Consider the following 23,144-nt stretch of genomic DNA (forward strand, 5'->3'; position numbering starts at 1 on the left):
CTGCCCTGGTGGATGCCGCCCTTGGTCGGCCTACGCTGATGCCTGGATAGAGGCCGACCTTGGTCGGCGCTTCCGTGCCAACCAAGGTTGGCACCTACCAAAGCGCGAGCCGGCCCTGCCAAAGCGCGAGCCAGCCAGCGCGCGGGGCACGGCCCCCTGCCTAGCGGCTCCCGTTATCTTCCTGCAGTTCCTTCTTGAACGGAATGTCCGGCGGCGGTCGTGCCACGGCCGGCTGATCCTGCATGTTGGGGTTGGTCAGGCCACAGCCGCCACCGGCCTGCAGGATCGAAATGACGCAGGAGATCTTCGAGTTGGTGCCCGGCAACGGAATCTCCATCGCCTTGACGCCCTTGCGCACCCATTCGGCCAGCAACGATTCCTGCGGCACCCAGTATTTGTCGAACGAGGTCGGTGTGTAGTCGTATGGCGGGCGCTTCAGCCAGGTGCCGGATTGCGCAATGCGCTCCTTGCTCCAGCCGTCGTTTGCCCCACCGGGCGCACCGCGCTCGGCATGGCCATCGCCTTCCTGGCCGGGCACGCGCACGCTGCCATCGGCATTGAACAGGCCAGTGCCCTTGCCGGTAGTGCTGGCCTGGCGGGCGCCACTGCTGGCCCCGTCGCGGTTGCGGCTGGAGGAACCCCAGTCGTCGCCCTTGGCAGGCGTGGCCCAGTTGCCTGGGTTGGGCGCCGGAAGCGCTCCCGCGCTTGCAGGTGTACTGCTGGACGCTGACGGACGCGTACTGCTGCTCGCCTGCGCCGTGCTGCCCTGGGCCGCGGTTGCAGGCGCCGACGTGGCACTGCCACTGGAGGACGCCGGTGCTGCCACCGGTGCCGAGGCCACCTCACGTTCGCGCACCTGCACGTCGCGGCCGCTGGGCGCGCGCACGGCAGGCTCACGCCCGGCCACCGCCGCCATCCGCACCTGCGGATCGACGACGGCCTGCACTTCACGTTCGCGCACCTGCACGTCCTGCTGCGGCACGCGCACCTGCATTTCCGCGCTACGCAACGGCTGTGGCGCGACCGGCGCATCGACCGTACTGACTTCGCGTTCGCGCACCTGGATGTCACGCACCTGCGGCGTGCGCACGGCCAGTTCCGGAATACGCACCTGGCTTGGTGCCGGCGGCGCCTGCACCGGCTGCACGCTGCGCTCGCGCACGGCGGGTGTGCTGTCACGCGGCACGACGCTCACTTCGGTACGCGGCACACTGACCGGCGGCACCACGAAATCCGTGCTGGCCTGCGCCACTTCGGTGGCCTGGACGGGCGAAGGCGGCGGCGCGGCAACCGGCGCCGGCTCGGCTTCAGCCGGCGGTGGTGGTGGAACGCTGGCGGTCGGCGCGGATGCCGGGGATGAGGCGGCGGCTTCGGCAGTCACCGGACGCGGCGCAGGGGCCGTGGCAGCGCCAGCCTCCTGGCCCGTCGCAACCCGACCGGCCGCCGCAGCAGCAGCCACGTCGGCGCCCGGCTGATCGCCACCGCCTTCCTGCGTCGCGCGGCCGACGAACTCCACCTGCACGCGCTCGCCTTCGGCGCCCTCTTCATCCGGAGCGGTGGTACGGATCACCGCCACCCAAAGCAACAACACGAAGAACAGCAAGTGCAGCAGTGCACTGACCAGTGCCGAGGTCCAGCGCATCCAGCGCTGGTCGCGCGGCGCGGCGTCCCAGTCCTGCCAGAACAAACGGCGCAGCGCCTGCCACGGCGACAGCCACGGCGACTGGCCTGGCGGCCCCGGCAGCGGGCGCGGCAGGAATACTGCGATCACCTCGCGGGCGTGGAACGGCCGCGGCAATGGCCCCAGAGAGCGCAGCCACAGCGCCCAGCCATAGGGCAGGCGCGTGGACTTCTCGAGGACAGCGCGGGGCTGCTGGCGCGCCAGCAGCAGGTCAATGAGTTGCTCGGCCCGGGTCAGAGGCACGCGTCAGCGATCAGGCGACGTTGCCGCGCGGAATGTACGGCGCGTGGCCGCTGTCGTGGTCGGTCGCGTCGCGCACGGCGGTCACGCCCGGCACGCGGCCCATCAGGGTCTTTTCGATGCCCTGCTTGAGCGTCACGTCGGCCATGCCGCAGCCCTGGCAGCCACCACCGAAGCGCAGCAGCACCACACCGTCGGACGAGACTTCCTGCACAGCCACCTTGCCGCCATGCGAGGCCAACTGCGGATTGACTTCGTTCTCCACCACCCAGTGCACACGCTCGACCAGCGAGGCGGCATCACCGGGCGCTTCACCCTTGATGCGCGGCGCCTTGATGGTCAGCTGCTGGGCACCGGCGGTGCCGGCGACGATATCGATCTCGGCACCATCGAGCCAGCCAACGCTGCCGGCGTCGACATAGAGGGTGAAACCATCGCAGTCCACCGCCCACTCGTCACCGAGCAGGTCGGTCGGTTCGGCGAATTCCAGCCGGGCATCGGCGCGCGGCGTACCGGGGTCGACCGCACTCAGGCGCACGCCCATGCCGGGCACGCCCTCGCGTTCGATCAACTTGCGGAAATGGGTCTGGGCAGTGTCGGAGATCTGGATCATCAGGCTATTCTAGCCAAGTAAGCGTCAGCCGCTCATTCGGTTTATACACCGTCCGGCGCATTGTTCAGTCAACACGAGGTGGAGATTCCCATGGCCGACCTGATTCCACTGGCCCAGGCCCGTTGCGTGCCACGCAAAGGCAGCGACCACAAGCTCGGCGAAGCCCGCCTGGCCGAACTGCTGCCGCAGGTTCCCGGCTGGGAGCTGAGCGAGGGCGGCCAGGCGCTGCTGCGCACCTTCCGCTTCAAGAACTACTACGCCACCATGGCCTTCGTGAACGCGCTGGCCTGGATTGCCCACCACGAGGACCATCACCCGGACCTGGGCGTGCACTACGATCGCGCGGTCGTGCGCTTTTCCACCCACGACGTGGGCGGCCTGAGCGAGAACGACTTCATCTGCGCGGCAAAGACTTCGGCCCTGACGGAGCAACTGCCATGAACGTACGTTTGCTGAGCCTGTCCCTGATCGCTGCGACCGGCCTGGCCGGCTGTGGCGCGTCCGAACCGCCTGCACCGCCACCGCCGCCGCCGACCGAAGTGGCCGCGGTGAAGACGCCACCGCCGCAGTACCCGCTGGAACTGGCCTGCATGGGCGTGGGTGGCACCAGCACTTTCAAGGTGACCATCGGCACCGACGGCAAGCCGAGCGAGGTGGCGCTGCTGACCGGCGCCGGCAACCCGCAGCTGGACGAGCTGGCCAAGACCGCCGTGCAGGGCTGGCAGTTCAATGCCGCCACCCGCAACGGCCAGCCGGTGCCGGCCACCATCCAGGTGCCGGTCAGCTTCAACCCGCCGCAGCCGAAGCCGGACCAGTGCTTCGCCATCGAAGAACGCCTGCGCCGCGGCGGCTGATCGCGCGCACCCCGACGAGGCCAGCCGACGCCCGCCTCGCCCTCGCCGCCCCGGCCCTGCCCGGGGCGGTCGTCTGTTGACCAGGATCGCGTCGGTAGATGCTGCAGATTCCCCCCGAAAACATCTGGATCGCGCTGGCGGTCACCCTCGCGGCCGGCCTCGCCACCGCGATCGGCAGCCTGCTGGTGCTGTTCTCGCGCCGGCCCAACCCGCGCCTGCTGGCCTTCGGCCTGGCCTTCGCCGGCGGCGCGATGGTCTATGTGTCGCTGTCGGAGATCCTCAACAAGTCCATTGCGTCGTTCGCACTGGCCTATGGCGAGCGCACTGGATTCACCTACGGCACCCTGGCCTTCCTGCTGGGCGTGATCGTGATCGTGCTGATCGACCACTTCATTCCGAACCCGCATGACAGCCTGGACAAGCAGGACCCGGCGTTCCGCGAGAACAGCCGCGAGTACCTGAAGCGCGTCGCCCTGCTGACCTCGATCGCGATCACTGCGCACAATTTCCCGGAAGGGCTCGCAACGTTCTTCGCGACGCTGGAGAGCCCGTCGGTGGGCATGCCGCTGGCCTTCGCCATCGCCATCCACAACATCCCCGAGGGCATCGCCATTGCGGTGCCGGTGTACTTCGCCACCCAGAACAAGTTCTATGCGTTCAGCGCCAGCCTGCTGTCGGGCCTGGCCGAACCGGTGGGCGCGGCGCTGGGCTACTGGCTGCTGTCCGGATCACTGTCGCACGCCACGTTCGGCTGGGTGTTCGGGCTGATCGCCGGCGTGATGGTGTTCCTGGCGCTGGATGAGCTGCTGCCGGCGGCCAAGCGCTATGCGAAGGGCCACGAGACGGTTTATGGACTGGTCGCAGGCATGGGCACGCTGGCGATCAGCCTGGTGTTGTTCAAGTGGTGAGCGGACCGGCAAGCCGCATCCATGCTTGGCGTGGAACTACTGCCCCCAGGTAACGCCAGGCCGTGCCCGACGGCAGTGACCGGCGCCCGGCGCCACTTTCAGCGCAGCCGATCCAACGCCTCGACCAGCTCATCGGCCAGCGGCGCGTTCAGCACGTAGGGGCTCTTGCCGTCGTCCAGCGCGAACTCCAGCGAGGCCGCGTGCAGGAACAGGCGCTTCAGCCCGATCTGCTCACGAAGCCGCTTGTTGACCGCAGGATCGCCGTATTTGTCATCACCGGCCACCGGATGCCCCAGATGCTGGGCATGCACGCGGATCTGGTGGGTACGGCCGGTCTCGATGCGCACTTCGCAGTAGGAATGACCACCGCGACGCTCCAGCACCCGGAAGTGGCTGATCGATTCCTTGCCGATCGCATTGACTTGCACATGGCGCTCGCCGCCCTGGCGCAGGCCCACGTGCAGTGGCGCATCGACCGTCATCACGCCGTCGGGCATGCGCCCGGCCAGCAGGGTCAGGTAGCGCTTGCGGATGCCGGCGCCGTGGTCTTCACGCAGCAGCGCCTGCAGCTCGCTCAGCGCCGAGCGCTTCTTGGCGACGATCAGCAGGCCCGACGTGTCGCGATCCAACCGGTGGACCAGCTCCAGGGTCTGCCCCGGGCGCAGGGCGCGCAGGGTCTCGATGGCACCGAAACTGATGCCGCTGCCGCCGTGGCTGGCTACGCCGGTGGGCTTGTTCAGGGCCAGCAGACGGGCATCCTCGAACACGATGGCCTGCTCCAGGCGGCGCATGAACGCCTCCGGCGGAGCGGCCTTGTCTCCTTCTTCGCTGAGACGCACCGGCGGCACACGCACCTCATCGCCCGCCTCCAGCTTGCGTTCGGCCTTGGCGCGGCCACCATTCACCCGCACCTGGCCGCTGCGCACCAGCTTGTAGACCAGGCTGCGCGGGGCGCCCTTCAGCTGGCCGAGGAGGAAGTTGTCCAGGCGCTGGCCGGCGCGGTCGGCAGGAACGGTGATCATGCGCACGGAAGGCTTGTCGCCAGCGGGTTTGGTCGGGTCTTGGGCAGTCATCAGGCTGTTTATTCTGTTACACTCGGGGGGCGAGATAAGGGATTGATTTCGTTGGAAGTTACTCAGGGCCAGAAGCCCAGCTTCCGACGAATCCGGCACAGTGCGCGACCACCGCCCGCGGGGCGGCCATGTTAGCGGCTCACCGGCCTTCCCGGCCATCGCCGGATGCCTGACACGCAACCGTGCTGAACATGTCCCGCGTGGCGCTCCAGCCTGGCTGACAGCTGCCTGCGGCCTGTAACACCCCAAAACCCATAAGAGTGAAGCGCTCCCGCGGCCTGCCGTGGTGTCGTAGCGCTGGAAACCCAAGCCGCCCTCCCCGCGCTTGCGCGAATGGGCGGCGAACCGTGTCCAGAGGCGAAACCCCATGGCGTTCCGCGCGGTAGCCGCTTGCGAGGAACGCAACAATGAAGCGAATGCTGATCAACGCCACGCAGGCTGAAGAGCTGCGTGTTGCCATCGTGGATGGCCAGTCGTTGTATGACATCGACATCGAGCAGCCGTCGAAGGAACAGAAGAAGTCCAACATCTACAAGGGCCGGATCTTCCGCATCGAGCCCTCGCTGGAAGCCGCCTTCGTCGAGTACGGCGGTGGCCGCCATGGCTTCCTGCCGCTGAAGGAAATCTCCCGCGACTACTTCCAGGCCGGTGTCGACCACAACAAGGCTGGCATCCGCGAGCTGCTGAAGGAAGGCCAGGAAATCGTCGTCCAGGTGGACAAGGAAGAGCGCGGCAACAAGGGCGCCGCCCTGACCACGTTCATCTCCCTGGCCGGCCGCTACATGGTGCTGATGCCGAACTCGCCGAGCGCGGGCGGTGTCTCCCGTCGCATCGAAGGCGAAGACCGGGCCGCCCTCAAGGACGCCCTGGACAAGCTGAACATCCCCGACGACATGGGCGTGATCATCCGCACCGCCGGCGTCGGCCGCGATGCGGAAGAGCTGCAGTGGGACCTTGACTACCTGCTCAACGTCTGGCGCGCCATCGCCGAAGCCGCGCTGAGCAAGCCGGCCCCGTTCCTGATCTACCAGGAATCGCGCCTGATCGTGCGCGCACTGCGTGACTACCTGCGCGCCGACATCGGCGAGATCCTGGTGGACACCGAGGAGATGTACGAGCACGCCCGCGAGTTCATGCAGCAGGTGATGCCACAGACCCTGCGCAAGCTCAAGCATTACAAGGACGACATCCCGCTGTTCAACCGCTTCCAGATCGAATCGCAGATCGAAGGTGCCTACGAGCGCAACGTGCGCTTGCCGTCGGGCGGCTCGATCGTGGTCGACCAGACCGAAGCACTGACCGCGGTCGACGTGAACTCCTCGCGCGCCACCAAGGGCAGCGACATCGAGGACACCGCGTTCCAGACCAACCTGGAAGCGGCCGAGGAAGTGGCCCGCCAGCTGCGCCTGCGCGACCTGGGCGGCCTGGTGGTGATCGACTTCATCGACATGGCCTCCAACAAGCACCAGCGCGAAGTCGAGAACCGCCTCGCCAACGCGCTGAAGTACGACCGTGCCCGCGTCCAGGTCGGCCGCATCTCGCGCTTCGGCCTGCTGGAAATGAGCCGCCAGCGCCTGCGCCCGAGCCTGGGTGAATCCAGCCAGATCGTCTGCCCGCGTTGCGACGGCCACGGCCGCATGCGCAGCGTCGAGTCGCTGTCGCTGTCGATCATCCGCGTCGCCGAAGAGCACGCGATGAAGGAGAACACCGGGCAGGTGCTGGTCCAGGCCCCGGTGGAGATCGCCAATTACCTGCTGAACGAGAAGCGCAGCGCCCTGCGCGAGATCGAACAGCGCCACGAAGCGCCGATCGTGATCGTCGCCGACGAGCAGCTGCACACCCCGCACTACACCGTCACCCGCCTGCGCGAGAACGAGCTGGGTGAAGAGAGCAACAAGCCCAGCTACCAGCGCGGCACCCCGCGCAAGCTGCCGGTGCACGCCCTGACCAAGGGCCAGCTGAACATCCCGCCGCCGGCGGTGACCCAGGTCAAGCACACCTCCCCCGCCCCGGTGCGCGAGGAAGTGGAGCCGGCCGCAGCGGCCCCGGCCCCGGTCGTGGCAGCGCCGGTTGCAGCGGCCCCGAGCGGCGGCGTGATCGGTTGGCTCAAGCGCGTGTTCGGTGGCGAACCGGCGCCGGCACCGGCACCGGCGGCCCCTGTCGCCCGCCAGCAGCAGGACGGCGGCCGCAAGGACCGCAACAAGGATCGCAACAAGGACCGCAAGGATCGCCGCGACGACAACCGTGGCAACGGCGGCAACGGCAATGCGCAGCAGCAGAAGGATGGCGGCAACCGCAAGGAGCGCGGTGAGCAGCGCAAGGATGGCCGCAACGGCAATGCCCAGCAGCAGCCGCAGCAGGGCAAGCAGAAGGAGCCGCAGCAGAAGGACGGCCAGCAGCCGCAGCAGCAGAACAAGCCGCGCAACGAGCAGCAGGGCCAGAACCAGAACCAGCAGCAGCCGAAGCTGAAGCAGCCCAAGCAGCCGCGCCAGCAGCAGGAGGGTGACAAGCCGGCCGAGAAGCCGCAGCGCAGCCCCGCCGAAGCACCGGCCGAGGCCGTGACCGCAGCTGCCGCCGTGGCCGCCACGGCGGTCGCCGCCAACGTGGTGACCGCTCAGGAAGCCACTGCGCCGGTGGCGCCGGTTGCACCGGCAACCTCCGCTCCGGCGGAAGCCACTGCACCGGCCGACACCACTGCCAACGCGGGCAATGAGGCCGAGGCGATTGCCGTGACCGGTGAAGAGGCTGCCCTCGACGCCAACGGCGAGCAGGCCGGTGAAGGCGCGACCCGCCGCCGCCGTGGCCGTCGCGGTGGCCGTCGCCGTCGTCGTGGAGGCGGCGAGAACGCTGCCGGCAACGACGGCCTGGGCGATGACCAGGACGACGCGGACGACAGTGATGACGCCGATGCCGCTGATGTCGCCGAGCCGAGCAACGACAGCGCTGCTGGGGCCACTCCGGTCGCCGCTGCTCAGCCGGCCCGTTCGCAGCCGGAATTCGATTTCGATGACGAAACCGAACCGACCGCTGCCGAAGCCGAGAAGCCGGCCCGCGCCGCCGCCGCTGTTGTCGCCGCGCCGGTCGCGGTGGTGAGCAGCGCCGTGGTCGATGCCCCTGCGCCGATCGTGGCCGAGGTACAGGCTCCGGTCGAAACCGTGGCCAAGGCCGAACCGGCGGCGTCGCCGGTGCAGACCAGCATGCTCGATGCCATCGACGCTGCGACCCCGGCCCAGCCGGTGGTAGCGGCAGCCCCGGCGGTCGAAGCGAAGCCGGTGGTGGTTGAGGTTGCCCCGGTCGCTGAAGCCACTCCGGTTGTCGAAGTGAAGCCGGTCGTGGCCGAGACCGCTCCGATCGTGGAATCGAAGCCGCAGGTTGTTGAAGCGGCCCCGGTGGTTGAAACCCAGCCGGTGGCGGTCGAGGTTGCCCCGGTGGTGGAGGCCGCTCCCGCGGTTGAAGCCAAGCCGGTCGTCGAGACCGCACCGGTCGCCGAACAGCCGGTTGCTCCGGTGGCGGTCGAAGCTGCGCCGGTGGAAGCCGCTGCCCCGGTCGCCGAGGCGGTGGTCACGCCGTCGATCGATCCGGTCGCCGATGGCCACGCCGACGCCGCCGCGCAGGCCGCCGAAGCCAAGGCCGAGGAAGAAGACGAAGACGCCGCCAAGCGCATGCCGCCGGCGAACTGATCGCGCCTTGATCGCGTAGAAAGCGAAACGGCGGGGATCGATGATCCCCGCCGTTTTTGTTTGTGCGTCGGGCGCGTGCAGCGCTCTGGTAGAGGCAAACCTTGGTTGGCGCCGTTGTTGGAGCGAACGCGGACACGCCCGTGCCAACCAAGGTTGGCACCTGCCAGGACATCAGCGCGCCGGCGCGAACTGCAGGCGGGTCCACACGCCGTAGTGGTCCGAGGCCCAGCGACCGTTGTCATCGGGCTGGTCAAACAGCAGCTTCGCCTCGCGCGCGACCATCCCGTCCTGCTGGAAGAAGATGTGGTCGATCCGCGAGGGCGCCTGGTAATAATGCCGATTCAAGGTGCTCACGCCGGCCAGGTCGGTGTTGACGTGCACGCTGCCGTAGCTGTCGCCGTAATGGCTGCGCAGCTCGCTCAGGTCGCCGGCATCCACCAGTGCGTTGAAGTCGCCGGCAATCACCACCGGTGCATCGGCTGAGGTGGTGGCGATGAAGCGCAGCAGGTCCTCAACCTGGGCACGACGGATGCGCTGGCCATTCTCGTCGCTGCGCTCGTTGAGATGCGTGGCATAGACGTTCACCGGCGTGCCGTCGACGTCGATGCGCAGGTGAGCCACCGTGCGGTAGTCGTCCAACGGCAGCAGCAGATGATCCCCCTGGGCGAGGATCGGCCGCCGGGTCAGCAACGCATTGCCGTAGCGCTTCGGTGCGCCCACCGGATCGGTGGACACGAACACGTACTTGTAGCCGAGTTGGCTGGCCAGCCATTGCGCCTGGTTGCGCACGTTGCGCCGCTGGATCACTTCCTGCAGCGCGATGGCGTCGGGCTGCAGGCGCTTGAGTTCGGCCAGGATGGTCCGGCGGCGGCTCGGCCAATCCTCGCGGTCGTGATGCAGGTTGAAGGTCACCATGCTCATGCCTGGCGCGGTGGCGACGTCAGCCGCTGTCGCGGCGGCTGGCTCGGCCGCCATCACGGCACCCGGCAATGCCAATGCAATGGCCAGCCCCAGGGCGCGCACCGTCGCGCGCACCCGCTCCCCCTGTTGCTTCATCGTTACTGCCCCTTGCGCTCGGCGCGGCGCACCGCGCTCGGCACGTCGATCTCGACCCGCGCCGGCAACTGGTGCACGTGCAGTTCCTTGTTGACCCACTCGGCCGCTTCGCCGTTGATGGTCGCCTCGCCCGGATCGCCCACATACGGCCACGGCAGCACCACGCCACCGACCGGCGGCACCAGGCCCGGCTGCACCTCCAGCACCAGCTGCTTGTCGCTGCGCTGCAGGCGGTAGTTGAGCTGGCCCTGCGGCGTGCGCAGGCCCTGCACCGCGATGCCCTCGCCCTGCAGCCAGGCGGTCGGGATGCCGGCGGCCAGCACCAGTGCATCGTCCATGTCACGGCTGTAGGCGAACATGTCCAGGGCCGAGCGCACGAAGTCCGAGGCCACCCAGGCATGCGGCAGGTCACCGACGAAGAACGGCTTGCGTGGCGTGCGCGAAACCACTTCGGCCCACTGGTTCCAGGCCTGCGGCGCACGGTCCTTGAAGAAGAACTCGGTCGCCTGCCAGGCGCGATCACGCCAGCCCAGGCGGACAAAGGCAGCTACGTTGCGCCACTCATAGGGCGTGTAGTCCTTCCACTCGCGCTTGCCATCGCGACGGGCCACGAACTCCTTCCAGTAGCGCTCGAAGGTTGCGTCCAACGCCTGCTGCGGGAGGCGCCCCTGCTCACCGCCCGGGGCCAGCGCGATGGTGGTCGAGGTCGCATCGAAATCGCCCAGCTCGGCCGAGCCTGGCAGGTAATCGATGTTGTGCTGCTGCATCGCCGACAGCAGCGAAGCCTGCAGGTCATCACGGAACTGGTCACGCGATTCGGCGATCTGCATCGCCTCGACCTTGCCCAGCTGGGCCGCCAGCGATGCCGCATCCTTGTAGCCGCGCAACGCCCAGAAATTGTCCCAGTACGAATGCATCGGCTTGGCCGAATAGCCTTCGTGGCTGATCGAGGCCGGCATCATCCCGTAGAACGCCGGATTGCGTGCACGATTCTCGTCCGTGCGCTCGCTGGCGCGCAGCTGCTCCATGTAGCGGTAGGCGCCCTGCACATGCGGCCACATCAGCTCCGCAAAGGTGCTGTCACCGGTATAACGCCCATATTCGGCAATGCTGTAGATCAGCTCGCCATGGCTGTCGTTCTCCGGTACCGGGTCGCTGCCACGTGCATCGACACAGCACGGCACCTTCCCGTTCTCGAACTGGTAAGGCGCATACCAGTTGATGTAGTCGCGCACGGCATCGCTGCGCCCCATGCGCAGCAGGCCTTCGGAAATCATCGCGCCATCGCGGATCCAGCTGCGCGCGTACGAGCGCGTGCCTGGTTGCAGGCGTGGGCCAACCCGCGAGATCAGCATGTGCGCCACTGCGGTACGCAGGGTGTCGACCAGTGCCTGGCCCGCAGCCGGCACCTGCAACGAGACCACGCCCAGCTTCTGCCGCCACTGCTCGGCCACCTGCGCCTGTGCCTTGGCCACGTCCAGTGCCTGTGGCGCCCAACCACCGGTCTGCGGCAGCACCACCGCCACTTCGCGGCTCTGGCCGGGTTCCAGCTTGATCGTATACAGCAGCGCACCGGACGCCATGCCGGTGCTGTCCTTCACCGCCGTGCTGGCCGGGTACTTTCCGGACGCCAGATGCATCGCATCGAGCTTGCCATCGAACGTGCTGGCGAAGCGGGCATCCGGCACCTGCAGCGGATAGATGCGCGGCTCGCCATTGATGCGCACCAGCTGTTCGCCCACATCCAGCGCATCGATGCGGCTGAAGCCGCCGACGGTGTTGAGGAACTGGGTCGGCGGATTGACCTGCCACGGCCGGATCGCCAGCGCCAGGGTGTATTCATGCGCCACCTTGTCCGGATTGCTCAGCCGATAGCGACCGATCAACTGCGCGCGCTCCGGCGTGCCCTGCACGAAGCTGGTCACCGCCAGGCCTGCCTTCTCATGCACCCAGTCGACGTTGGCGATCGGCAGGTAGTGATCCTGCAGCGACTGGGTGATGGCCACCTTCGACCAGTCCAGCAGCTTGCCGTCGAGGCGGATGAACGGCTCGATGCTGAAGCTGCCCTTGGCCGGCTCCAGCGCACCGTCTTCGCTGATCAGCGCCTGTTCCTGGCCGCCATCGAGGCCGAGCAGGGTCCAGTACGGCTGTTCGCCCATATACGCACGTGGCAGCGAGCCGCGCGGCAGGTCGGCCGCCACCGAGGACAGGAATGCGTTAGGCGTGGCGGCGAAGGCCAGCGGCTTGAGCGTGATGTCACGGATGCCATAGCGCCAGTTCGGGCCATCGAGCAGATCGAAGCGCACGTAGCGCGCGTCGGTATCCGGCAGCGCCAGCCAGTCGCGACCACCCGCGCCGCCGGTCACCTCGCGCACGGTGCGCCAGTCCCGGCCATCCTCGGAGGTCCGCACGGTGTAGCGGTTGGCTTCCAGGTTCGGCAGCCAGTCGATCACCGCACCACCGATCTCGCGGCTCTTGTGCAGGTCCAGGCTGATGGTCTGCTGCTTGACCCCGCCACTGATCCAGAACGTGTCGCCCTTGCCATCGATCATGCGGTCCTGCAGCGCGGTGGCGGTATCGGCGATCACCGATGGCACCAGCGCCGAATCATCCTGCGGCGGCAGGCCCTGCAGGGTCAGCTTGTCGAAGCACACCGTGCCGCGGCCACCGACCTTGCTGTAGATCGTGAACTCGACCGCGGCGCTGCCTGCCATCTCCTTCTCGGGCGACGGCCCCCACGCCTTGTCGATCTGGCGACGCCGGTACTCGACCGGCGTCCACGCCTTGGGGAAGCTGTAGCCCGGGCGGTTGACCCACCAGACATTGTCGCCGCTGGCGTCGATCAGCTTGAACTGCAGGTCGTTGGCCGGCGAATCACCGCGCAGCTGGAAGCCGAAACGGTAGTTGACCGGGTAGTCGATGTTCAGCGCGCGGCGGATGCCGACGTAGCCGGAGACCTTGTGGAAGTCGTAGTCCAGGCACAGCGCACGGCCGCCGCCGGCACCACTGACCGGCCGCAGCGAACCACTGACCTGGTCGGACAGCACCAGTTTCCAGGCGCCGATATCGTCGAAGTCGTCCAGCACCTTCGGCGCCGGCAGTGCCGGTGGTGCGGCGATCGCCAGGGAGGTCCACAACAGTCCCAGTCCAACGGCGATCGCTCGCTTCATCCCTTGACGCTCCCCAGCAACAGACCTTGGATGTAGTACCGCTGCAGCACCAGGAACAGCGCCAGCACCGGAACCACGGTGACCACCGCGCCGGCCATCATCATTTCCACGTCCATGATGTGTTCGCGCGAGAGGGTGGCCAGCGCCACCGGCAGAGTGTAGTGCTCCTGGTCGGTCAACACGATCAGCGGCCACATGAAATCGTTCCATGCGCCCATGAAGGTGAAGATTGCCAGGGTCACCAGCACCGGCTTGAGCATCGGCAGCACGATCTGGAAGAAGATGCGCAGCTCCCCTGCCCCGTCGATGCGGGCCGCTTCAAGCAGTTCGTCCGGGATCGATCGCGCGTACTGGCGTACCAGGAAGATGCCGAACACGCTGGCCAGCGCCGGCACGATCACGCCGCCGAAGCTGTTGACCAGCCCCAGCTGCTTCATCAGCAGGAACAGCGGCAGCATCGCCACCTGCGCCGGAATCACCAGCGCCGCCATCAGCACCTGGAACAGGCGCTCGCGGCCGACGAAATTGAGCTTGGCGAAGGCGTAACCGGCCATGGTGTTGAGCAGCAACGAGCCGATCGTGATGCCCAGCGAAACCAGCAGGCTGTTGGCGAAGTTGCCGCCCATGCCGGTACGCGCGAACAGCTCATGGTAGTTGTGCGTGGTGATGCTCGACGGCAGCAGCGGCGGCGGGAAATGACTGGCCTCGCCCTGCGGCATGAACGAGACCGAGACCATCCACAGCAGCGGTGCCAGGCTGACCAGGGCCAGCACCAGCAACGCACCATTGATCATCCACGGGTACCAGCGCGACTGGCCGATTTCACGACTCATACCAACTGCCTCTTGCGGCCGAAACGCAGCATCACGGTGGTCACCGCCAGGATGATCAGGAACAGCAGGAACGCCACGGCGGAGGCGCGTCCCAGGTTCCACCACTTGAAGCCTTCCTCGAACATGAAATACAGCACGCTGACGGTGCTCTGCAGTGGGTCGCCGCGGGTCATCACGTAGGGTTCGGCGAACAGCTGGAAATAGCCGGACACGGTAATCACGCCGACCACCAGCAGCACCGGGCCGAGCATCGGCAGGGTGATGTGCAGGAACTGCTTCCAGCGCGAGGCACCGTCGATGCGCGCCGCTTCGTACAGGTCATGCGGAATCGCCTGCAGGCCGGCCAGGAAGATCACCATGTTGTAGCCGAAGTTCTTCCACACCGCGAACAGCATGATGGTCGGCATCGCCCAGTTGGGATCACCCAGCCAGTCGATCGGGCTGATGCCCAGATGGCCCAGGCCGTAGTTCACCAGGCCATAGCTGGTATGGAACAGGTAACGCCAGATCACCGCCACCGCCACCAGTGTGGTCACCACCGGTGCGAACAGGGCCGTGCGGAACAGCGCTTTGAAGCGCGCGGCCGGCGCGTTGAGCAGCATCGCCGCGCCCAGCGACACGCCGATCGACAACGGCACGCCGATCAGCACGAAGTAGGTGGTGTTCCACAGCGACTTCCAGAACATCGGCGTCTGCAGCAGGTCGATGTAGTTGCCCAAGCCGACGAAGCGCAGGTTGCTGCTGTCGGCCAGCGCATAGAGGTCGAAGTCGGTCACGCTCAGCGCAAGCGCCGAAGCGACCGGCAGGCCAAAAAATACGCCCAGCACGATCAGCGAGGGGCCGGCGAAGATCCAGCCGGCCAGCGAAGTACGTTTCATTGCGCGCTCCCGGCGGCCACGGCGCTGCTTGATTGCGGCGACGGCGCGCGCTCCTGCAGGCGTTGTTGTTCATGCATCCAGCGGCGCTTGGCCAGTACCTTGTCCACGCGCTGGTCCAGCTCTTCCACGGCCTTGTCCTGCGGCAGCCCACCACGCACCACTTTCTCGGTGACGATGCGCATTTCCTGCACGATGCGCTCCCATTCGAGCACCTTCGGCGTCGGCCTGACCCGCTCCAGCTGATCGCGGAACGCGGCTGCCAGCGGGTCATTGGCCAGCGACGGCGCATTCCAGGCACTGCGGCGCGGCGGCAGGTCGCCGATGATCGAATGGAAGCGCGCCTGGATTTCCGGCCGCGACAGGAATTCGATCAGCTTCCAGGACGCCTCCTTCTGCTGCGACTTGCGGAAGATCACCAGGCTGGTGCCACCGGCGATGCCCGCACCCAGACCATCCGGCCCCGGCAGCGCGGCGGTGCCCCACTGCCCTTCCAGTTCCTTCGGCTGCAGTTTCTTGAACTCGCGGATGTTCCAAGGGCCGGAGATGTAGAACACGTTGAAGCCGCGGAAGAATTCGTCCCAGACGTTGGAGATCTGCGTCTCGGACATCTTCGGCGCCCAGCCCTGCTCGAACATGTTGGCGTAGAAGGCCAGCGTGCGGCGGAAGCCCGGGCTGGCGAAATTGCCGCGGGTGTCGTCGTCGCGCAGCAGCGGATCGGGCTGCTGCAGTGCCAGCGAAAGCTGCTGCTCGAACTCGTTGATCGGCATCAGCACCGCATAGCGGTTCGGGCCCTGCATGCGCTTGATCGCCGCCATCTGCTCCTGCCATTCCTGCCACGTGCGCGGCGGGTGGTCGTAGCCGGCCTTGGCCAGCAGGTCCTTGCGGTAGTAGATCAGGCGCGTATCGACGTACCACGGCACGCCGACCAGCTCGCCGTGGATCACGTTGGTATCCCAGATGCCCTGGAAATAGTCCTTCGGATCGACCACGGTGGAGCGCTGCACGAACGGCTGCAGCGGGGTCAGCGCGTCGAGTTCGGCGAACTCCGGCACCCAGGTGTTGCCCAGCTGGCACACGTCCGGCAGGCCGTCGGCGGCGAACGCGGTCAGCAGTTTCTCGTGCGCGGCGGTCCACGGGATGTTCTGCACATCCACCTTGATGCCGGGGTTTTCGGCCTCGAATTCGTGGATCAGCTCGCTGACCACCTCCGCCTCGCGGCCCATCGCCCAGAAACGCACGGTGGTGGTACCCGGTTCGGTACGGGCGCAGCCGGCCACGGCCAGTGCGGCCAGGGCAGGCAGCGCCCAGCGGCGCAGGCGGTCGATCCAGTTCGGCATCGGGTTACTTGCCCTGGCCTGTGGTGCGGTTGGCATTGTTCTTCTGTTCCTGCGCGGCAGCCGCGCGTGATTCGGCGATACCCACCGCGCGTGCCGCCGCGGCCTTTTCGTCCTTCTGCAGTTCCAGCGGCTGGAACGAGCCTTCCGGCGCCAGCCAGCCACCACTGAACCCGGCCCGCTCCAGGCCCTTGCGGATATACGGGTTCTTCTTCATCACTTCCCAGACGAAGTCGTCGCGGTAGTTGGCGATCATGGTCAGGATCGGTCCCTGGTCGATGGCGATGTAGTCGCTGGCGACCCAGCCGCGATCGGGCACCAGGCGACCGGTCTTGATCGGGATGTCGTAGTTGAAGCTGGGGTTGAACGAATCCAGGAAGCCGTAGCTGGAATAGATGTAGTCGCCAAAGCGCTTGTGCATCTCCAGCGTGGCCGGGATCACCTGCTCGGGGGCGAACACCACCGAGGCGATCGCGGCGGTCGGGGCGATCGTGCCGTCGTCGAAGTTCTCGCGCAGGCCAGCGCCGCGCGAAGAGTAGTGGCGGAACTGGCGCTGCTCACCGCGGTACTCCTGCGTGGTGTTCTGCGGACCATCGCTGGCGGTCAGGCCCCACACGTTCTCGCCATACTCCTTCCACTGCATCGGGTTGGCGATGGCGTACTCGCGCTGGGCCAGCGCGGCAGAGCGGCTGTTGAGGAAATAGGTGCTGCCGCGCTCGCGCATGTACGCGTCCTGGATGTCGCGGAAGTCGATCCAGACGTGGCTGTACTGGTGGCCGAACAGCGGGCCGAAGGACAGGTATTCCTGCCCCTGGTAGACGCCCCAGTCGTTGTCGTAGGTACGCGTCCACACCGTCCAAGCGTCCGGGCTGACCGGGTGCGTCGGCGAGCCCAGGGCGAGGATGTAGACCATCATCGCCTCGTTGTAGCCCATCCAGTCATGGTCGATGAAACCGCTCTCCGGGAACCAGCCCATCGAGATCAGCGGTGCGCGCTGCTGCAGCCACGGCCAGTCGACCTTCTTGTACAGCGTGTCAGCGATCTGGCGGATTTCCTTCTCGCGCGGATCGTCGCCATCGTAGTACGACTGCGCGAACAGCACGCCCATCATCAGCAGCGCGGTATCCACCGAGGACAGCTCGACCCAACTGTCGTAGCGACGGCCTTCCTGCATGTCCAGGAAGTGGTAGTAGAAGCCCTTGTAACCGGCCTTGCCGGTGCGCTGCGGGCCCATCGGCACGTCGCGGAAGAACTTGAGCGTGGTCAGGGTGCGGTCGATCGCCTGGTTACGGCTGACCCAGCCGTTCTCGATGCCGATCGGATAGGCGGTCAGCGCGAAGCCGACCGAGGCGATGCTGGCGAACGGCCGCGACGGGTAGCGGTCCGGGGTCAGCCCGTTGATCTCGTTGGTGGTGTCCCAGAAGAACTGGAAGGTGCGGCGCTCGATGTCATCGAACAGCGGCGGCAGCACCGGCTTCATCGGCCGTGGCGGTGCGTCGGCCTCGATCAGGATCACCGGCGGCCGCGGCTTGGCAGGTTCCTGCTGGGCCGGCTGGCAGGCGGCCACGGCCAGGCTCAACGCTGCGGCGGACAACAGATGGCGTGCCTGCATGGCGCGATTTCTCCGGTGGTCTGATCGATGGGAAAGCATACCGTCCAATGATCTGAAATCGTTTACAAGATGCGTCCTGAAAAAACCACGAAAAACGTGGTTTGACACCGCGATCATTGCCCACGCCGATGCCCCCTGCCCGGCAGCGGCGTGAGCAATGGACCAGCGCGGGAGCTGGCCATTGCCGTTTTCACGCACCCGATGCCGCCGCCGGAGCGGAGGCATCGGGTCGTACATCTACATCCGGACTTAGAAGCGGAAGCCCACTTCGGCCTTGATCTGACGCGGCGTACCGATGATTTCACCGGTCTCGTTGTAGCTGGCCTGCAGCTTGCCGTTGGTCTTGACGTAGTTGTAGGTGGAGAAGTTGTCGAAGTTGAACACGTTGATGATGTCGATACGCGCGTACAGCTCGGTATCGCCCGGCATCTTGAACGTCTTCGTCGCCTGCAGGTCGACCGAACGGTAGCCGAAGATCTTGCCACCCACCAGGAACTTGCCGGTGGCGTTGGGCACGGCTGCCTGCGGGGTCGGCAGGGTGTAGCCGCTGGCCTGCATCACCGGGTACCAATCGTTGACAGCCGTCGGCGTTGCCAGGGTGATCTTGCCGCCGAAGGTGATGCCCCAGAAGCCCGCGTACGAACCGGTCACCACCAGGCGGTGGCGCGGCGCGCCGTTGGAGCGGATGGTCGGGTAGTCGCCGATCAGGCCGCGGTCAAAGGCGTACTTCTCGTTGATGTCACGGTTGTGGCGCGCGGTCGTCCAGGTGTAGGCGATCGAGGTGCCCCAGCCGCTTTCCTTGGTGAACGGCTTCTGCGCCGACAGCAGGACCTGGGTGGCACGGGTCTTGATGCCCTGCTGGCCAATGATCAGGCTGCCGAAGCCCGGCACGTTGCAGCTCCAGGCCTGGCTCAGGCCCGGGTCGGTGCCACCGCACAGGCGCGGATCATCGAAGAACTGGCCGGTCGGGTAACGGTTACCCAGGGTGAAGGCGAAACCGTCATAGCTCAGGGTGCGGGCGATGGTGGCGTCGGTCAGCCAGTCGCCGATCTGGTTGCTCATGCCCAGGCTGAACTGATCCGAATACGGAGCCTTCAGCTTGTTGTTCAGCAGGTCCACTTCCAGGCCGGCATTGCTGGTCGCACCGACCAGCGACTGCAGGTTGCCGATGCCGTTGAGCAGGTTCGGGTTCCAGTCGTAGCAGGCGGCCTGGCCGTTGATGCAGGCGCCGGTGGCCGGATTGCGGAAGTAGATGGTCGGCTGCGGCAGGGCCAGCTTGGTCGTTTCCAGCTGCAGGTTGTCGAACAGGTCGCGGTCGTAGGAACGGCCGGCACCACCGTGGATCACGTGCTGCTCATCGGCGTTGATGTCATACGAGAAGCCCAGGCGCGGCTGCCAGGCATCCTTGAACGCCTTGCGGTTGTGACCGTTGCTGATGTAGTCGCCGATGTCCAGGCCGCCCAGCGCCAGCGAATCGGCGTAGGTCTGGCCGGCGGGGGCGCGCGGGTCCTGCGAGTAGATGGCGTCGACCACCTGCTGCGGGGTCACGAAGTCCAGGTAGGACGGGGTCTTTTCGTAGTCCCAGCGCAGGCCGATGTTGAGCTGCAGGTGGTCATTGACCTGCCAGTCGTCCTGGATGAACACGCCGTACTGCTTGGACTTCGAACGCACTTCACCGGACACGCCCGACACGCCGGTCACCGGCTTGACGAACTGCGCCTTGTACGGAATGGAATCCGGGAAGTCCGGATCGCCCAGCGAATAGGTAAAGGTCGGATTGATCTGCGCCGCATCGGAGGCGTACAGGTCGATCTGCTTGTACTTCACGCCCATCTTGATGGTGTGGTCGCCGGCCCACCGGATACCATCCAGGGTCAGGTTGTCTTCGATCGACCAGCCCTTCTGGCCCTTCACCTGCGAGTCCAGGGCCGAGGCACCACCGATCTTCACCACGGTGCGGTCTTCCGGGCCGTCCGGCGCGGTGTAGGTGATGCCGTTGGCCAGGGTCAGCGGGTTGGGATTGTTGAATGAGTCTTCGTGGGTGAGCATCAACTCGTTGTAGTAGCGCTCGCCGCTGTGGTTCCAGCGCAGGGCGTAACGACGGTCGGTGTTGACCACTTCGCGGCCCGCTTCCGGCGAGGTCTGGCCGCTGAACTGCGACTGGGTTTCGTCACGGTCCTGGAAGGTCAGCTCGATGCGATCGTTGTCGGTCGGCTCGAAGTCGATCTTGCCGAAGATCAGGTCCTGCTGGAACGGCTGGCTGGCCGGGCCGAGGCCGGCGGCGCCGGCCGGCGGCAGCAGGCCGGCGGCCCCGGTGACCGCGCCATCCGGCGCGATGGTGACCGGCAGGTCGAAGCGCTTGGCTTCATAGGTCACGAAGAAGTGGGCCTTGTCCTGGATGATCGGGCCACCCAGCGCGAAGCCGTATTCCTTCTCGGCCGAAACCATCTTGTCCTTGCCACCCTGGCGCTCGGCCGGGGTCTTGGCGCGCATGTCTTCATCGGTGTAGCGGTAGAACGCTTCACCCTTGAATTCATTGGTACCGGACTTGGTCGCGGCGGTCACCGCGGCGCTGGAGACCTGGCCATACTCGGCCTTGTAGTTGCCGCTGATGACCTTGTATTCGCCGATGGCCAGCTGCGGGAACGGGTTGCCGGCGCTGCCGGACTGGCCGGCGACGCCGCCGCCCTTCACGTAGCTCTTCTGGCCCACGCCGTCGATGTACACATTGGTGCCATCGGCATTGGTGGCACCGCCGCGCAGCGAGGTGTTGCCCTTGGCGTCACGGGTGAAGATCAGGCCCGGCACCGCATCGGCGAACTCAAGGAAGTTGCGCGACACCTGCGGGGTGGTCTGGATCTGCTGCAGGCTGACGGTCTTGCCGACTTCGGAGGTGCGCACTTCCTGCAGCAGGGTCGGCGCGACGACGTTGACGGTGTCCAGGTTGGTGGCCGCGGTCGAACCCGGGGTGCTGCTGGCAGCGCCGGCGAAGTTCAGGGTGGCGGTCGAGGCCACGGTGACGGTGACCTTCTGGGTCTGGCCGTTGGCGACCACGTCGTAGGTGCCCGGATCCAGGCCCATCAGCGAATAGCTGCCGTCGGCGCGGATGGTGCCGCGACGGACGGTACCGGTGGCCACGTTGGTGGCGGTGACTTCGGTGCCTGCCTGCGCGCCGGCGACCTGGCCGCGAAGGCTGGCATTGGCCGACTGCGCCATGACGTTCGGAGCAGCAGCCAGCATCAGGCAGCTGACCAGCGCGGTGCTCAGCAGCCGGCGCGCCGGCGTGCGGAAGGTGGTATGCATCATCAACTCAATCTCCGGGTGGCGGTAACCGCTTGCGCGGTCCCTGCGATCAATCAGAAAAGAAGGAACGCCTCTGGCTTCAACGGCCCGATGGCGGAGTGGTGGAATCGCGAACTATCAAGCGGGGAACCAGGGTCTGCTTGTCCCCTGTCCCATCCGTGGAGGTGCCGTCCATCAACTGCAGCAGGCGCGTCATGGCCCGGTCGCCGAGCTCGGCGATGCTGACCTGCATGGTGGTCAGCGACGGGTGGACGAAACGCGCCAGAGGAATGTCATCGAAACCCGCCAGGGCCACATCGGCCGGGACACGGACCCCGGCCTGCGTGAACGCATACAGACAGCCCAGGGCCATCATGTCGTTGGCGGCGAACACGGCATCGGGCAGCGCTCCGGCTGCCAGCAACTCCTGACCGGCGCGATGGCCGGAAGCTTCGTCGAAATCACCGGGCAGCTCGATGCCCTCGGCGCCACTGCCAAAGGCCACCAGCGCGTCACGGAAGCCGCGCAGGCGCTCGCGCGCGTCGAAGTTGAGGTCCGGGCCAGAAATGAAGGCAATGCGGCGGTGGCCGGCGTCCAGCAGGTGGCGGGTCATCGCCATCGCACCGGCATGGTCGTCGATGCTCAGCACCGGGTGGTCCTGCCCGGGCAGATAGGTGTTGATCAACACCGTCGGCAACGACTGCGGCAGGTTGTCGGTCAGGAAGCCCGGGCTCTCGGCATAGGGCGAGAGCACCAGCAGGCCGTCAACGCGGCCGCGCATGGCACGCAGGGCCGCGCCCTGCTGTTCCTGGTCACCGTGGTAGCTGGACACCAGCAGGTGCTGGCGGCGGCTACGGGCCACGCCGTCGATGCCGCGCATCAGCTCGGAGAAGAATTCGCCGTACAGGTCGGGCAGCACCACGCCCACCGTATTGGTGCGGCGGCTGCTCAGGCTGCGGGCGGCGGCGTGCGGGGTGTAACGCAGCCGGGCGGCCACCTCCAGTACAAGCTGGCGGACCGGTTCGGCGACATTTTCATGCCCGTTGAGCGCGCGGGAAACCGTGGCCACGGAGACCCGGGCTTCGCGTGCGACGTCTTTGATTGTGATAGCTGCCTTGTTCACGAAGCCGCCCTCCACGGCTTGGACCTACCAGCATTGGCGCGGAATGTAAGCGTTTCCATCTGGGCTTGTAAACAGTCCGTTAGGCGAATGTCCCGAAATGGACATGAAAATCTGTCCGTGGCGGGGCCCGTGCGGACCGGCCAGGACAGTGCGGGACAAGGGCTCAGCCCTGTTCTGACGGGGTCTGTGCGCGGATGGACAGCGCGTGGATATCGGTGTCCATCATCGACCCCAGCGCGGCATAGACCGCGCGATGCCGGGCCAGTGGAGCCAGCCCGGCGAAGCGTTCACTGACCACATGCACGTTGAAGTGGCCGCGCCCGTCGCGCGCACCGGCATGGCCGGCATGGCGGTGGCTGTCATCCTCGATCTCCAGCACGCTGGGCGCCAGCGCCTGCTGCAGTGCATCACGGATCCGCCCGATCCGTTCCGCGTTCACGGCAGGACCTTGCGGAACGGGCGTACCTGCACGCGGGTGTAGACGCCTGCAGCCACGTACGGGTCGGCATCCGCCCAGGCCTGGGCCTGCGGCAGCGACTCGAACTGCGCGATCACCACCGAGCCGCTGAAACCGGCCGGGCCCGGGTCTTCACTATCCACCGCCGGGCACGGCCCGGCCAGCAGCAGGCGCCCCTCGTCGCGCAGCGCGTGCAGCCGCGCCAGGTGTTCCGGCCGTGCCTGCAGCCGCTGCGCCAGCACATCCTGGCCGTCATACCCTTCGATCACATACCACACCGGCATTTCCTCGCTTGCGTTGTCGGGTCCGCAGATTCTAGCCAATGCCGACCCTGTCCCGGCCCCGGCTGG

17 protein-coding genes are annotated in these 23,144 nt (G+C 66.8%); 4 read left to right on the forward strand and 13 right to left on the reverse strand.

Features of this window, described 5'->3' with window-relative positions; translation table 11 throughout:
* Window positions 1-160 precede the first annotated feature (160 nt).
* Window positions 161-1,924: a hypothetical protein gene (locus CCR98_RS13875; RefSeq protein ID WP_087923082.1), complete on the reverse strand. Its 1,764-nt coding sequence runs from the start codon at window positions 1,922-1,924 to the stop codon at window positions 161-163.
* Window positions 1,925-1,934: 10 nt separating this feature from the next.
* Window positions 1,935-2,534 carry an NfuA family Fe-S biogenesis protein gene (locus CCR98_RS13880; RefSeq protein WP_014037813.1) on the reverse strand — a complete coding sequence of 200 codons (600 nt, stop codon included), beginning with the start codon at window positions 2,532-2,534 and terminating at the stop codon, window positions 1,935-1,937.
* A 90-nt stretch (window positions 2,535-2,624) separates the two neighbouring features.
* On the opposite strand from CCR98_RS13880, the gene CCR98_RS13885 reads away from it, so the two are divergent.
* From CCR98_RS13885 to zupT, 3 genes are all read left to right on the forward strand, one after another.
* Entirely contained in the window at window positions 2,625-2,975 is a 351-nt protein-coding gene (locus CCR98_RS13885) for a 4a-hydroxytetrahydrobiopterin dehydratase (protein WP_006377739.1), read from the forward strand.
* Entirely contained in the window at window positions 2,972-3,388 is a 417-nt protein-coding gene (locus CCR98_RS13890) for an energy transducer TonB (protein WP_008264832.1), read from the forward strand. Before CCR98_RS13885 ends, CCR98_RS13890 begins: the two co-directional genes overlap by 4 nt.
* A gap of 98 nt (window positions 3,389-3,486) precedes the next feature.
* Window positions 3,487-4,296 (forward strand): zinc transporter ZupT, encoded by an 810-nt coding sequence (gene zupT / locus CCR98_RS13895; protein WP_014037815.1) that lies wholly within the window; start codon window positions 3,487-3,489, stop codon window positions 4,294-4,296.
* A 98-nt stretch (window positions 4,297-4,394) separates the two neighbouring features.
* On the opposite strand, the gene CCR98_RS13900 is transcribed toward zupT, so the two are convergent.
* On the reverse strand, window positions 4,395-5,369 hold the full coding sequence (locus CCR98_RS13900; protein ID WP_087923083.1) for an RluA family pseudouridine synthase: 975 nt from the start codon (window positions 5,367-5,369) through the stop codon (window positions 4,395-4,397).
* Between the two features lie 407 nt (window positions 5,370-5,776).
* On the opposite strand from CCR98_RS13900, the gene rne reads away from it, so the two are divergent.
* Complete coding sequence (gene rne / locus CCR98_RS13905) at window positions 5,777-9,049, forward strand: ribonuclease E (protein WP_087923084.1); 3,273 nt, start codon at window positions 5,777-5,779, stop codon at window positions 9,047-9,049.
* A gap of 171 nt (window positions 9,050-9,220) precedes the next feature.
* Here the strand turns inward: rne and CCR98_RS13910 are convergent, their stop codons facing one another.
* From CCR98_RS13910 to CCR98_RS13955, 10 genes are all read right to left on the reverse strand, one after another.
* Window positions 9,221-10,105, reverse strand: coding sequence for an endonuclease/exonuclease/phosphatase family protein (locus CCR98_RS13910; RefSeq protein WP_087923085.1), 885 nt, complete (start codon window positions 10,103-10,105; stop codon window positions 9,221-9,223).
* A 2-nt stretch (window positions 10,106-10,107) separates the two neighbouring features.
* A complete protein-coding gene (locus tag CCR98_RS13915) occupies window positions 10,108-13,275 on the reverse strand; it encodes a discoidin domain-containing protein (RefSeq protein ID WP_087923086.1) in 3,168 nt (1,055 codons plus the stop codon).
* Window positions 13,272-14,108 (reverse strand): carbohydrate ABC transporter permease, encoded by an 837-nt coding sequence (locus CCR98_RS13920; RefSeq protein ID WP_006456347.1) that lies wholly within the window; start codon window positions 14,106-14,108, stop codon window positions 13,272-13,274. The genes CCR98_RS13915 and CCR98_RS13920 overlap by 4 nt, the downstream gene beginning before the upstream one ends.
* Window positions 14,105-14,986 carry a sugar ABC transporter permease gene (locus tag CCR98_RS13925; protein WP_005410323.1) on the reverse strand — a complete coding sequence of 294 codons (882 nt, stop codon included), beginning with the start codon at window positions 14,984-14,986 and terminating at the stop codon, window positions 14,105-14,107. Before CCR98_RS13925 ends, CCR98_RS13920 begins: the two co-directional genes overlap by 4 nt.
* Window positions 14,983-16,323 (reverse strand): sugar ABC transporter substrate-binding protein, encoded by a 1,341-nt coding sequence (locus tag CCR98_RS13930; RefSeq protein ID WP_087923087.1) that lies wholly within the window; start codon window positions 16,321-16,323, stop codon window positions 14,983-14,985. Before CCR98_RS13930 ends, CCR98_RS13925 begins: the two co-directional genes overlap by 4 nt.
* 4 nt (window positions 16,324-16,327) lie before the next feature.
* Window positions 16,328-17,932, reverse strand: coding sequence for a glucoamylase family protein (locus CCR98_RS13935; RefSeq protein WP_053443299.1), 1,605 nt, complete (start codon window positions 17,930-17,932; stop codon window positions 16,328-16,330).
* A gap of 249 nt (window positions 17,933-18,181) precedes the next feature.
* Window positions 18,182-21,238 carry a TonB-dependent receptor gene (locus tag CCR98_RS13940; protein WP_087923088.1) on the reverse strand — a complete coding sequence of 1,019 codons (3,057 nt, stop codon included), beginning with the start codon at window positions 21,236-21,238 and terminating at the stop codon, window positions 18,182-18,184.
* A gap of 76 nt (window positions 21,239-21,314) precedes the next feature.
* A complete protein-coding gene (locus tag CCR98_RS13945; RefSeq protein WP_087923089.1) occupies window positions 21,315-22,352 on the reverse strand; it encodes a LacI family DNA-binding transcriptional regulator in 1,038 nt (345 codons plus the stop codon).
* Between the two features lie 148 nt (window positions 22,353-22,500).
* On the reverse strand, window positions 22,501-22,776 hold the full coding sequence (locus CCR98_RS13950; RefSeq protein ID WP_087923090.1) for a BolA family protein: 276 nt from the start codon (window positions 22,774-22,776) through the stop codon (window positions 22,501-22,503).
* Complete coding sequence (locus tag CCR98_RS13955; RefSeq protein ID WP_014037825.1) at window positions 22,773-23,072, reverse strand: YciI family protein; 300 nt, start codon at window positions 23,070-23,072, stop codon at window positions 22,773-22,775. The genes CCR98_RS13950 and CCR98_RS13955 overlap by 4 nt, the downstream gene beginning before the upstream one ends.
* Window positions 23,073-23,144 lie beyond the last annotated feature (72 nt).

Source organism: Stenotrophomonas sp. WZN-1 (genome assembly GCF_002192255.1).
GTDB lineage: Bacteria > Pseudomonadota > Gammaproteobacteria > Xanthomonadales > Xanthomonadaceae > Stenotrophomonas.

Bases quoted from the DNA above. Each gene is read 5' to 3' on its own strand.
- CCR98_RS13880 (WP_014037813.1), bottom strand. From the start codon at position 2,534: ATGATCCAGATCTCCGACACTGCCCAGACCCATTTCCGCAAGTTGATC.
- CCR98_RS13885 (WP_006377739.1), top strand. From the start codon at position 2,625: ATGGCCGACCTGATTCCACTGGCCCAGGCCCGTTGCGTGCCACGCAAA.
- CCR98_RS13890 (WP_008264832.1), top strand. From the start codon at position 2,972: ATGAACGTACGTTTGCTGAGCCTGTCCCTGATCGCTGCGACCGGCCTG.
- zupT (WP_014037815.1), top strand. From the start codon at position 3,487: ATGCTGCAGATTCCCCCCGAAAACATCTGGATCGCGCTGGCGGTCACC.
- CCR98_RS13900 (WP_087923083.1), bottom strand. From the start codon at position 5,369: ATGACTGCCCAAGACCCGACCAAACCCGCTGGCGACAAGCCTTCCGTG.
- rne (WP_087923084.1), top strand. From the start codon at position 5,777: ATGAAGCGAATGCTGATCAACGCCACGCAGGCTGAAGAGCTGCGTGTT.
- CCR98_RS13910 (WP_087923085.1), bottom strand. From the start codon at position 10,105: ATGAAGCAACAGGGGGAGCGGGTGCGCGCGACGGTGCGCGCCCTGGGG.
- CCR98_RS13915 (WP_087923086.1), bottom strand. From the start codon at position 13,275: ATGAAGCGAGCGATCGCCGTTGGACTGGGACTGTTGTGGACCTCCCTG.
- CCR98_RS13920 (WP_006456347.1), bottom strand. From the start codon at position 14,108: ATGAGTCGTGAAATCGGCCAGTCGCGCTGGTACCCGTGGATGATCAAT.
- CCR98_RS13925 (WP_005410323.1), bottom strand. From the start codon at position 14,986: ATGAAACGTACTTCGCTGGCCGGCTGGATCTTCGCCGGCCCCTCGCTG.
- CCR98_RS13930 (WP_087923087.1), bottom strand. From the start codon at position 16,323: ATGCCGAACTGGATCGACCGCCTGCGCCGCTGGGCGCTGCCTGCCCTG.
- CCR98_RS13935 (WP_053443299.1), bottom strand. From the start codon at position 17,932: ATGCAGGCACGCCATCTGTTGTCCGCCGCAGCGTTGAGCCTGGCCGTG.
- CCR98_RS13940 (WP_087923088.1), bottom strand. From the start codon at position 21,238: ATGATGCATACCACCTTCCGCACGCCGGCGCGCCGGCTGCTGAGCACC.